This window comes from Pseudomonas sp. MDV22-iso1 (assembly GCF_058145095.1).
In genome coordinates this window covers 127453-139805 of record NZ_JBYVMF010000007.1, presented here as the reverse complement: position 1 = coordinate 139805, position 12353 = coordinate 127453, and the positions used below count along the sequence as shown (strand labels likewise).

Here is a 12353-nt window from a genome sequence, read left to right as displayed (position 1 = left end):
GCCGCTGGCTGCGCCAACGGATCGCCAGCAGGCTGGCTCCCACAAGGGGGTGTGGGCACTGAAGATGCATTGTAGGAGCTGACTCCCACATTGGTGTGTGGGCACTGAAGATGCATTGTAGGAGCTGACTCCCACATTGGTGTGTGGGTACTGAAGATGCATTGTAGGAGCTGGCTCCCACAAGGGGGTGTGGGCACTGAAGATGCATTGTAGGAGCTGACTCCCACATTGGTGTGCGGGCACTGAAGATCCACTGTGAGCTGGCTTCCCCAGGGTTTGTGGGCACTGAAAATCCATTGTGGGAGCCAGCCTGCTGGCGATGGGGCCCTTAAGCCAACCCGTCAATCCCGATAAAACACCTGCACCAGGTGATACCCGAATTTGCTCTTGATCGGCCCATGCACCACCCGCAACGGCTTTTTGAAGATCACCGCATCGATCACCCCGACCATCTGCCCGGGCCGCACTTCACCCAGGTCGCCGCCGCGCTTGCCGGACGGGCAGGTGGAGTACTTCTTGGCCAGCACATCAAACGCTTCACCCTTGGCGATGCGTTGTTTGAGCTGCTCGGCTTCTTCCGAGGTTTTCACCAGAATATGGCGGGCTTGAGCTTTCATGGGGCAGGTACCTTGCAACGGTGCTGACAGCGGGGCGGCGATTATGCCTTAACTCACTCGTGTTGGCCGATCATCGTGCGAATCTTGCTGGCCAGCAGGTCAATGGAAAAAGGCTTGGCCACCATGTCCATCCCTTGCTCAAGGAAGCCTTGGCGCTCGGCGGCTTTCTCCGCATAACCGGTCATGAACAGCACTTTAAGATCGGGCCGGTGCTGGCGCGCGATTTCCGCCAGTTGCCGACCATTCATGCCCGGCAACCCCACGTCGGTCACCAGCAGATCCACGCGTAAATCGGACTCCAGCAGCGGCAGGGCAGCTTTCGCATTTTCCGCTTCATGGATGTGATAACCCAGCTCCCGGAGCAGGTCGAGCACCAGCATTCGCACCGCCGGGTCGTCTTCGACCAGCACCACGGTTTCGCCAGCAATGGCCGCCGGGGCCTCGCCTGTGAAGGGTAGCAACGTGTTTTCCGGCGCGGTGACTCGCAAACGCGGCAAGTACAGGCGTACACAGGTGCCCTGATCGGGCACGCTGTCGAGGTGGACATGGCCGCCGGACTGCTGGGCAAACCCATAGATCATCGACAACCCGAGTCCCGTGCCCTGACCGATGGGTTTGGTGGTGAAGAACGGATCGAACGCTTTCGCCAGAATGGACGGCGTCATGCCAGTGCCGTTATCACTGACGGCAATCATCAAGTAGTCACCGGCCTTGACCGGTTCCAGGGTGATGATGTCGCTGTCGTCGAGGTAAACGTTAGCGGTTTCAATCAGCAGCTCACCGCCGTCGGGCATCGCGTCCCGTGCGTTGATCACCAGGTTGAGCAGGGCATTTTCCAGCTGGCTGACGTCGGTGCTGACGGGCCACACGTTGTCGACCAGTCGCAGTCTCAGCTCGATATGGTCGCCCTTGGTACGGCTGAGCAGGTCTTCCAGGGAGTGGATCAGGTCGTTGGCGTTCAACGGCTTGCGGTCCAGCGACTGCCGTCGGGAAAACGCCAGCAGACGATGGGTCAGGGCGGCGGCGCGGTTGGCGGAGGACACGGCAGCTTCGGTAAAACGGCCGATCTCGGCGGCGCGTCCATCTGCGATGTAGCGCTGCATCAGGTCGAGGCTACCGATGATGCCGGTGAGCATGTTGTTGAAGTCATGGGCAATGCCACCGGTGAGCTGGCCGACTGCTTCCATCTTCTGCGCATGGCGCAAGGCGTCCTCGGCGCGTTCACGTTCGATCATCTCGTTTTGCAGCCGCTCGTTGGCTTCCGCAAGCTGCTGGGTTCGCGCGGCGACACGTTCTTCCAGGGTTTCGTTGAGGTTGAGCAGCGCGTCTTCGGTCTTTTTACGCTCGGTTTCATCGATCACGAAAATATAGAAGCCATTCACGGCGCCGTCCGGCCCGTGACGCGGCAGGTAGTTCATCAACGCGTGGCGGCTGCTGCCGTCGCGGTGTCGGGTCTTGATGCTGAAGCGACAGGTCTTGCCGTTCAACGCCTTGGCGATGTGCTTGGCGCGCAGGGCGTAGGCTTCGTCCCCTATCACTTCGCGGATGGTGCGGCCGTACAGTTCCTGAGGCGTGCGACCGTACCAGTCGAGGTAGGCGGCGTTATTGAGGCGGAAGCGCTCTTCGCTGTCGACGTAACTGATCAGGATCGGCATCGCGTTGATGATCAGCTGCAGTTCGGTCTGGCTCTGGCGCAGCGCCTGTTCGGTGTGTTTGCGTTCGGTCAGGTCGAGTGCGGCACCCAGGAAGCGGATCGGTCGGCCATGATGGTCCTTGTAGCAACGCCCGCGGGCGAACACCCAGCGCACCTGGCCGTCAGGCTGCAGCAGGCGATATTCCTCGGTGTATTCAGTGCCGTGGGTGATGGCGTGCTTGATGCTGCGAGTGACCATGGCGCGGTCTTCGGGATGCACGCCCTGAAGGTACGCGCTGATCGGCAACTGGCTGGCGAGTAGCGGGTCGACGCCGTGTAGTTGAGCAAAGTGGGTGTCGGCGATGAATTGGTCGTCATTGATGTTCCAGTCCCAGGTACCTACCGCATCGGTCGCCGCGAGGGCAAGCTGCAGGCGTTCCTCGGTTTCGCGCTGGGCTTTGAGGCTGGCGGCGGAACGTTGTTCGAGTTCCAGGGCGATGCGCCGGCGTTCGTTGGTTTCAATGGCGGTGATCAGAATGCCGGCGACCTGGGCGTTTTCATCGCGAATGGGGCTGTAGGTCAGATCCAGCCAGAATTCGGATTCACCGTCGCCACGCTGCAACGTGAAGCGCTGCTCGCTGTAGGTGCGCACTTGTCCTTGTAGGACGGCGCTGTAAATCGGGTCGGTAAAATCTCTAAGTTCTGGCCATATCTGGTGGGTAGGCTGTCCGAAACCCTGTGGGTGCTTGTCACCGGCCAACAAGGCAAAGCCGTCGTTGTAGATCTGCGTCAACTGCGATCCCCACAACAGCAGCATGGGCATCGGCGAGTGAATCACGATGTCCACGGCGGTTCTCAGGCTCTGCGGCCAGGTGCTGGCGGGGCCCAGCGGGCTGCGGGTCCAGTCCATTCGGGCAATCAAAGCCTGGGCATCGCTGCCGATGGGTGATGCGTTCATCAAAAAATCCTGCACTAAAGTCGCTGAGGCGGCGTCTACTATCCTAGGCGGTAGACGCTGGATGACCCGATTGAGGTCATTTTTTTTACTCGATTGCTTCGCGGGTGCAATGTGCCATGGAAATCGATGCACTGTTAACGCTATTGGCTCAACAGAATGGTTCCGACCTTTATCTGTCCACTGGCGCGCCACCGAGCGCCCGGTTTGATGGGACGCTCAAAGTCCTGACCGACCAGCCATTCAAACCGGGGGAAGTCGCGGCCATTGCCGCCTCCATCATGGACGCCGAGCAACGCCTGGAGTTCGATCGGGAATTGGAGATGAACCTGGCGATTTCCTTGCCGGGTATCGGGCGCTTTCGGGTCAACATTTTCAAGCAGCGCAACGATGTGTCCATTGTGGCGCGTAACATCAAGCTCGACATTCCACGTTTCGAAGACCTTAAACTGCCGCCGGTGCTGCTCGAAACAGTGATGCTGAAACAAGGCCTGATGCTGTTCGTCGGTGCGACCGACTGTGGCAAGTCGACCTCGCTCGCGGCGTTGATCGACTACCGCAACCGCCACAGCAGTGGCCATATCATCACCATTGAAGACCCGGTCGAATACATCCATCGGCACAAGCGGTCGATCATCAATCAGCGTGAGGTGGGCGTCGATACGCGCAGTTTTCATGCCGCGTTGAAAAACACTCTGCGCCAGGCGCCGGACGTGGTGTTGATCGGCGAAATTCGCGACCGCGAGACCATGGAGCATGCGCTGGCGTTTGCTGATACCGGCCATCTGGTGATTTCCACGTTGCACGCGCACAACGCCAATCAGGCGCTGGATCGCATCATCAACTTCTTCCCCGACGAACGCCGAACCCAACTGCTGCACGACCTGGGCAATAACCTCAAGGCGTTCGTTTCGCAGCGTCTGGTACGCACCCGCGATGGTCAGCGCCGGGCGGCGGTGGAGGTGATGCTGGGCACGCCGACGATTGCGGATTTGATACGGCGCCATGAGTTTGATGAGCTCAAGGGGATCATGGAGAAGTCAGCGAACGTGGGCATGCAGACCTTTGATGGCGCGCTGTTCGCGTTGGTCGCCGAGGGAGCGATTGATGAAGCGCAAGCGTTGAAACATGCGGATTCGGTGAATAATTTGCGCTTACGCCTCAAGTTGCACAGTGAGGCGTCGCCCGGCTCACCGCCAGTCACAGGCGAATGGGGACTGATGGACTGATACATATCCCCCTGTAGGAGCTGCCGCAGGCTGCGATCTTTTGATCTGTTTTTTAAGATCAAAAGATCGCAGCCTGCGGCAGCTCCTACAGGGGGTATTTTTTCAGCTCTGGAGTTCAGCGCGGTTGCGAAATTGTTCCAGTGCCTCGGGATTGGCCAGTGCGTCGGTGTTTTTCACCTTCTGCCCATGCACCACATTCCTCACGGCCAGCTCGACCACTTTGCCGCTGATGGTTCGGGGGATGTCCGTAACCGCGAGAATCTTTGCCGGCACATGCCGGGGTGTGGTGTTGGCGCGAATGACCTGGCGAATCTGCTGCTCAAGCCATTCGTCCAGTTCGACGCCGTCACACAGTTTCACGAACAGCACCACACGCACATCGTCCTGCCATTGCTGACCAATGGCCACGCTGTCGATGACCTGCGTGACTTTCTCCACCTGACGATAGATCTCCGCCGTACCGATGCGCACGCCGCCGGGGTTGAGCACGGCGTCCGAGCGTCCGTGAATCATCATCCCGCCGTGGTGCAGTTCTTCGGCGTAATCACCCTGGGCCCAGACGCCGGGGAACTGGGTGAAGTACGACGCCCGGAGTTTTTCGCCGTCAGGGTCATTCCACAACCCGATGGGCATCGCCGGGAAGTGTCGCGTGCAGACCAGTTCGCCTTTATCGCCAATGACCGGTTGGCCGTCGTCGTTCCAGACTTCGATGGCCATGCCCAGGCTCTTGCCCTGCATTTCGCCACGGCGAACCGGCAGCAGCGGATTGCCGATGACGAAACACGAAACGATGTCGGTGCCGCCTGACATCGAGGCCAGGCACAGGTCTGGCTTGATGTCGCGGTAGACGAAGTCGTAGCTCTGGGGCGACAGCGCGGAGCCCGTGCAGAGCAGGGTTTTCAGGCTGTTCAGGTCATGGGTTTGCCGGGGTTTGATGCCACTGTTTTCCAGGGTCGCGAGAAACTTCGGGCTGGTGCCGAACACGCTGATGCGCTCGTCATCGATCATGTCGATCAAACGCTCGGGCTCCGGGTGAAACGGCGAGCCGTCATACAGCACCACTGCGCTGCCGACCGCCAGGGCCGAGACCAGCCAGTTCCACATCATCCAGCCGCAGGTGGTGTAGTAGAACAGTCGGTCACCGGCGCCGAGATCGGCGTGCAACCCGTGTTCCTTGACGTGTTGCAGCAGCACGCCACCGGTGCTGTGGATGATGCATTTGGGCACGCCGGTGGTGCCACTGGAGTAGAGGATGTACAGCGGGTGCGCGAAGGGCACTGGGACGAAATCCGGCTCGCCGCCGGCTTCATAAAAATCGTCCCACAGGGTGACATTGGCGGGGGTGTGGAAATCCCTGGCATGGGCCTGTGATCGCGCATAAGGCACAACGATCAATTCCTGCAGGGACGGCAGTCGTTCGATGACTTCGTTGATCTTGGCGGTCTGGTCGATTTCTTTGCCGGCATAGCGGTAACCGGCGCAGGTCACCAGGACTTTCGGTTCGATCTGACCAAAACGGTCGATCACCCCTTGGGTGCCGAAATCCGGCGATGAGCAGGACCAGATGGCGCCCAGGCTGGTCGTACCGAGCATCGCCACCAGGGTTTGCCAGGTATTCGGCATGCACGCGGCTACCCGGTCACCGACGCCGACACCGGCAGCCTTAAGGCTGTTCTGAAAACCTGCGACGTGTTCGGCCAGTTCGGCCCAGGTCAGCTGTTCGCGCTGGCCGTTTTCAGCAATGGCGATCACCGCTACCGCGTCGTCGCGGCGGCGCAGCAGGTGATCGGCAAAATTCAAAGTGGCGCCCGGAAACCACTGAGCGCTGGGCATCTGTGGGCCTTCCTGCAGTACCGCGTCGGGCTGGTCGTGAAAGCGGATGTCGAAAAAGTCGACGATGGCTTGCCAGAAACCTTCCCGCTGATCGATGGACCATTGATGCAGGGCGGGGTAGTCGTCGATGTGCAGGTGGTGTCGTTGCGCGATGAAGCGCCGAAAGGCCTCCATGCGAGTCTTGGCGATGCGCTTGGCGTCGGGTTGCCAGAGGATGTCGGACATGGCTTGGCCTCTTGTTCTTATGTCTGTTCAGGCAGTGGCTGACGTTTACTGCGCAGCTAAAGACGCTTCGTGTGGCGAGGGAGTTTACTCCCGCTCGGCTGCGCAGCAGTCGTAAAAACAGGTGTCGCGACCATTTTTTTGGGCGGCTGCGCCACCCAGCGGGAGTAAACTCCCTCGCCACAAAAGCGCCTTTGCCACTGAACTGGGCGGGGTTACTGCGCCAACCAGCCGCCATCAATGTTCCAGGCCGCGCCACGCACCTGGCTGCCCGCTTCGCTGCACAGGAACAGCACCAGTTCACCCAGTTGCGAAGGCGTAACGAACTCCAGAGAAGGCTGCTTTTCGGCCAGCAAATCATGCTGCGCCTGCTGCGGGTCGATCCCTTTGGCCGCGCGATCATCGATCTGCTTCTGCACCAGCGGCGTCAGGACCCAGCCCGGGCAGATGGCGTTACAGGTAACGTGGGTCGTGGCGGTTTCCAGGCCGACGACTTTGGTCAGGCCGATCACCCCATGCTTGGCGGCAACGTACGCGGCCTTGCCGGTTGAACCGACCTGGCCGTGCACCGAGGCGATGTTGATGATGCGGCCCCAGTTCTGCGCGCGCATGTGCGGCAGGCCCAGGCGGGTGCTGTGGAATACCGATGACAGGTTGATCGCGATGATTGCGTCCCAGCGTTCCACCGGAAAATCTTCCACCGCCGCCACGTGCTGAATGCCGGCGTTATTCACCAGAATGTCGACGCCGCCGAATTCACGCTCGGCGTAGGCGAACATCTCGGCAATCTGCGCGGGGTCGCTGACGTCGGCGGGATGATGACCGACCTTGCTGCCGAACTGCTGTACCTCTGCGATGACCTTGGACGCATCACCAAACCCGTTGAGAACCACGTTGGCACCCGCCTTGGCCAGGCTCAGGGCGATGCCCAGGCCAATGCCGCTGGTGGAACCGGTGACCAGTGCGGTCTTGCCCGAAAGAGTCGTCATGAATACCTCACACAATGCCAGTGGCGTAGAAAGTACCGATCACCACAAAAACCGCCAGGGTCTTGATCAGCGTAATACAGAAAATGTCTTTGTAAGCTTCACGGTGCGTCAGGCCGGTGACGGCCAGCAGGGTGATCACCGCGCCGTTGTGCGGCAGGGTGTCCATGCCGCCACTGGCCATGGCGGCCACCCGGTGCAGCACTTCCAGAGGGATGTTGGCGGCGTGGGCGGCACTGATGAACTGCTCGGACATCGCCGCCAGGGCGATGCTCATGCCGCCGGACGCGGAGCCGGTGATGCCGGCCAGCAACGTAACGGTAATCGCTTCGTTGACCAATGGATTGGGGATGTTCTTGAGCCAGTCGGCCAACACCAGGAAGCCCGGCAGGGACGCGATCACCGCGCCGAAACCGTATTCCGATGCGGTGTTCATGGCCGCCAGCAATGCACCACTGACCGCGCTCTTGCTGCCTTCGGCCAGTTTGCTGCGAATGGCCGTAAAGCCGAACGCCAACACCATCAGGATGCCGATCAGCAGCGCGGCCTGAACCGCCCAGATCGCGGTGAGCTTGGCAATTTCGGTCGTCACCGGCGTGGTCATTCCCGGCAGCGCGAGGCTGTGGGTCTTGCCGTACCACTGCGGAATCCACTGGGTGAACAGCAGGTTCATGATGCCCACGGCCAGCAGCGGCGACAGGGCGATCCAGGGATTGGGCAGCTTGATGTCTTCAGCGGTTTCCGGTTCGTTGCGCAGTTCCGTGCCATAGCCTTCGCCCGCACGCTGGGCCTTGTTGCGCTGGCGCTGCAGAAACAGCATGCCGGTGCAGAACACGAAGATCGTGCCGATCACACCCAGCCACGGCGCTGCCCACGCGGTGGTGTTGAAGAAGGTGCTGGGGATGATGTTCTGGATTTGCGGGGTACCGGGCAGGGCGTCCATGGTGAACGAGAAGGCGCCGAGGGCAATGGTGGCCGGGATCAGGCGTTTGGGAATGTTGCTCTGGCGGAACATCTCCGCCGCGAACGGGTAGACGGCAAACACCACCACAAACAATGACACGCCGCCGTAGGTCAGCAACGCGCAGACCAGCACGATCACCAGCATCGCCTGGCGCGTCCCCAGCAGGCTGATCGCCGCTGCAACAATGGAGCGCGAGAAGCCTGACAACTCGATCAGCTTGCCGAAGACGGCGCCGAGCAGGAACACCGGGAAATAAAGTTTGATGAAGCCGACCATTTTCTCCATGAACACGCCCGTAAAGGCAGGCGCGACGGCGGACGGGTCGGTGAGCAGCACGGCGCCGAGGGCGGCAATGGGGGCAAAGAGGATAACGCTGTAGCCACGGTAAGCAGCCAGCATCAGCAGCGCCAGGGCTGCCAAGGCGATGATCACACTCATGGTGTGTCTCCTGGATTGTTATTTTTTTGGGTGAGGCTTGGTCGGAGAGTGTTAGCGAGTTTCGTGCCATCGTTGTAACGTGTTGATAAATAACGATATTTCTTTTTTATTGTGGGGTTTTTTGTTTATTTGTCTCTTTCTTGAGATATGCATTGCCATCATTGGCCTCATCGCGGGCAAGCCCGCTCCCACAGTGGTCCAGTTGTCTGGGCTAACGCCGTTCCCTGTGGGAGCGGGCTCGCCCGCGATGAGGCCTGATCTATCAATGGAGATTGGTGTCTCGTTATAGAGATTCTGCAATCCCCAGCGCCACCATCTTTTTGTACAGCGTCGACCGCCCCAGCCCCAATTGCGCGGCTGCTTCAACAACTTTTCCGCCACATTGCGCGAGGGCGGCTTCAATCACTTGCCGATCAGATCGCTCCCGAGCTTCGCTGAACGTCTCTCGGGGAGTCGGTTCCCGGTTAAGCGCCGCCGCGCGTTCCACCGGCGTAAACGTGCCAATCGCCGCCCGTATTTCTGTCGCGTCGAGGATCAGGTCATCGCTGAGCAACGCCGCGCGCTCCAACACGTTGCGCAGTTCACGAATATTCCCCGGCCAGGCGTGTTGCCCCAACAGCTCCAGCGCTTCGCCATTGAGTTCGTGCTGGCTGCGCAGTTCTTCGAGGATCGCTTCGCTGAGCGCCGGCAGGTCGTCGAGGCGATTACGCAGCGGTGGGACCTGAATGGGCAGTACGTTGAGGCGGTAATACAAGTCCGCGCGAAATTCACCACGTTTGATCGCCGCTTCCAGGTCCGTGGACGTGGCAGCGATCACGCGTACATCGCTCTGGATCATCTCGTTTGAGCCCACCGGCTCGAATTCCTTTTCCTGCAATACGCGCAGGAGTTTGCTTTGCAGGGGCAGCGGCATGTCGCCGATTTCATCGAGAAACAACGTACCGCCCTGGGCGAGCTGCAACTTGCCGACACGGCCTTTGCGGTCGGCGCCGGTAAACGCGCCGGGCGCTGTGCCGAAAAACTCGGCCTCCAGCAATGCCTCGGGGATCGCCGCGCTGTTGATGCTGACGAACGCTTTGTGCGCCCGTGGGGAGGCGCCGTGGATGGCCTGCGCGAGCAACTCTTTGCCCGTGCCGGTTTCACCGAGCAGCAACACCGGCGACTCTGCGCTGGCACTGCGTCGGGCGCGGCGTTTGACTTCCAGACTGGCGGCGCTGGTGCCGATGAAATGGGCAAAGTTGTACTTGCTTTGCCGGGCCCGCAACAGCGAACGCGTGGACGCGAGTTCTTCCTGCATGCTCATGTAGCGCTTGAGCATCGGCGACAGGCTGCGCAATTCGTCGAACAGCGCAAAACCGATGGCGCCGATCACCTCGCCGGTGTCGTCATGAATCGGCAGGCGCATGACCACCAGCGGTTCTTTCGGGGTGTCCTGCATGTCGAGCAGTATTGGCCGGCCGGAGCGCACCACCTCGCGCAACAGGCTGCCGGGGATCACGCTTTCGCACGGTTTGCCGATCGCCACCTGCGCCGATTCCAGGCCAAACCGGCGGGCATAACGTTCGTTCATCCAGACGATGTTGGCGTCGCGATCGACAATGACCGTGCCTTCGCTGGATTGCTCGATGATCTCGAACAACGAACGGATCGCCAGCAGGCGCACGCGTTGGTAGTCCTTGAGGCTTTCGGTGGGGTTCATGGGGTATTGATCCTGAATATTTTCGCCAGTTAGGGCCTCATCGCGAGCTGGCTCACTCCTACAGGGGATTTAAGTTGCCAGCAAAATCCCTGTGGGAGACAGCTTGCCCGCGATGGGCGCGACGCGGTTTCAAGCCTGCATCGAATCATGTCGCCCCGACATGCGCCGCCGCCAGCAGCTCCTTGGTATAGGGATGTTGCGGCGATTCAAACACCTCATGACTCGCTCCACGCTCAACGACCTTGCCATCCTTGATCACGATCATGTCATGGGCCAGCGCTCGCACCACCGCCAGGTCATGGCTGATGAACAGGTACGTCAGCCCGTGTTTTTCCTGGAGCTGGCGGAGCAGGGCGACCACTTGTTTTTGCACCGTGCGGTCCAGTGCCGAGGTTGGCTCATCGAGCAGGATCAGCGCCGGTTTCAGCACCAGTGCGCGGGCGATGGCGATGCGTTGGCGTTGACCGCCCGAGAACTCGTGGGGATAGCGATCGCGACTTTGCGGATCGAGACCGACTTCCTCAAGGGCCCGTATCACCTCGGCCTTGCACTCCTCAGCCGTCAATTGGCTATGCACTTCGAGGCCTTCGCTGATGATCTGCGCCACCGACATGCGCGGGCTCAGGCTGCCATAGGGGTCCTGGAACACCACCTGCATTTTCTTGCGCCATGGCCGCAGCTGCTTTTGCGTCAGGCCATCCAGCGCTTCGCCCTGAAAGCGAATGCTGCCTTCGGAATCGAGCAGGCGCAGGATCGCCTGGCCCAATGTCGACTTGCCGGAACCGGACTCGCCGACAATACCCAGGGTCTTGCCGCGCTGAATATTCAGGCTGATGCCATCCACCGCGTGCAGCCAGGTCTTGCGCTGAAACAGCCCGCCAGCGAGGGCGAACTTCACGCTGAGGTTGTCCACTTCCAGCACATTCTCGCGTTCGTCCCGAGTTAGTGCTTCGCCCTCCGGCTCGGCGTTCAGCAGCACGCAGCTGTAAGGATGCTTCGGCTCGGTAAACAGTGTTTCGCAGGGCGCTTGCTCGACGATTTCGCCGGCCTTCATCACGCACACCCGCTGGGCGATGCTGCGCACCAGATTAAGGTCATGGCTGATCAGCAACAGCGACATGCCGAGGCGTTGCTGTAGCGATTTGAGCAGCAACAGGATCTTGCGCTGCACGGTGACGTCCAGCGCCGTGGTCGGCTCATCGGCGATCAACAGCTCCGGTTCACAGGCCAGGGCCATGGCGATCATCACCCGCTGGCGTTGGCCGCCGGACAATTGATGCGGGTAGGCTTTGAGGCGCTCCTTGGGTTTTTGAATACCCACCAGGTGCAGCAATTCAAGGGTTCGCGCCTGTGCCGGTTTACCGGTGAGGCCTTTGTGCAGCAGCAAGGTTTCGCCGATCTGTTTTTCGATGGTGTGCAGCGGGTTCAGCGAGGTCATCGGCTCTTGGAAAATCATCGCGATCCGGTTTCCGCGCAGCTCTCGCAGCACTTTCGACGAGGCACCGAGCAGTTCCTTGCCGCGATAACGGATGCTGCCGGTGGACTGAGTGCCGGTTTCGGGCAGCAGCTGCAGGATCGAATGCGCGGTCACCGATTTGCCGGAGCCCGACTCACCCACCAACGCCAGGCATTCGCCGGGGAGGATGTCCAGGCTCAGATTGCGCACCACGGTCTGCCCGCTGAAGGCCACGCTCAGGTCACGGATTTCGATCAGGTTACTCATATCAACAGTTCGTCTCTAAAGATCGCAGCTCAAGATCGCGGATCAAGATCGCGG

General features: G+C 60.4%; 8 protein-coding genes. 1 reads left to right on the top strand and 7 read right to left on the bottom strand.

The window, feature by feature from the left end; genetic code table 11:
- Positions 1-341 precede the first annotated feature (341 nt).
- Together AC3ZVB_RS10965 and AC3ZVB_RS10960 are read right to left on the bottom strand one after the other, a co-directional pair.
- A complete protein-coding gene (locus tag AC3ZVB_RS10965; protein WP_007898282.1) occupies positions 342-617 on the bottom strand; it encodes a peptidylprolyl isomerase in 276 nt (91 codons plus the stop codon).
- Between the two features lie 53 nt (positions 618-670).
- A complete protein-coding gene (locus tag AC3ZVB_RS10960) occupies positions 671-3208 on the bottom strand; it encodes a PAS domain-containing hybrid sensor histidine kinase/response regulator (RefSeq protein WP_490146528.1) in 2538 nt (845 codons plus the stop codon).
- 116 nt (positions 3209-3324) lie between these two features.
- Between AC3ZVB_RS10960 and AC3ZVB_RS10955 the strand changes: the two genes are divergently transcribed.
- Positions 3325-4434, top strand: a complete 1110-nt coding sequence (locus AC3ZVB_RS10955; protein WP_490146527.1) for a PilT/PilU family type 4a pilus ATPase — start codon at positions 3325-3327, stop codon at positions 4432-4434.
- Positions 4435-4536: 102 nt separating this feature from the next.
- On the opposite strand, the gene AC3ZVB_RS10950 is transcribed toward AC3ZVB_RS10955, so the two are convergent.
- The 5 genes from AC3ZVB_RS10950 to AC3ZVB_RS10930 form a co-directional block, all read right to left on the bottom strand.
- Positions 4537-6492: an acetoacetate--CoA ligase gene (locus AC3ZVB_RS10950; RefSeq protein WP_490146526.1), complete on the bottom strand. Its 1956-nt coding sequence runs from the start codon at positions 6490-6492 to the stop codon at positions 4537-4539.
- 212 nt (positions 6493-6704) lie between these two features.
- Positions 6705-7478, bottom strand: a complete 774-nt coding sequence (gene hbdH, locus AC3ZVB_RS10945) for a 3-hydroxybutyrate dehydrogenase (protein WP_162436559.1) — start codon at positions 7476-7478, stop codon at positions 6705-6707.
- Positions 7479-7485: 7 nt separating this feature from the next.
- Complete coding sequence (locus tag AC3ZVB_RS10940; protein WP_162436558.1) at positions 7486-8877, bottom strand: GntP family permease; 1392 nt, start codon at positions 8875-8877, stop codon at positions 7486-7488.
- 283 nt (positions 8878-9160) lie between these two features.
- Positions 9161-10576: a sigma-54 interaction domain-containing protein gene (locus tag AC3ZVB_RS10935; RefSeq protein WP_490146525.1), complete on the bottom strand. Its 1416-nt coding sequence runs from the start codon at positions 10574-10576 to the stop codon at positions 9161-9163.
- A gap of 145 nt (positions 10577-10721) precedes the next feature.
- Positions 10722-12299: an ABC transporter ATP-binding protein gene (locus AC3ZVB_RS10930; protein ID WP_162436556.1), complete on the bottom strand. Its 1578-nt coding sequence runs from the start codon at positions 12297-12299 to the stop codon at positions 10722-10724.
- Positions 12300-12353: the final 54 nt, after the last annotated feature.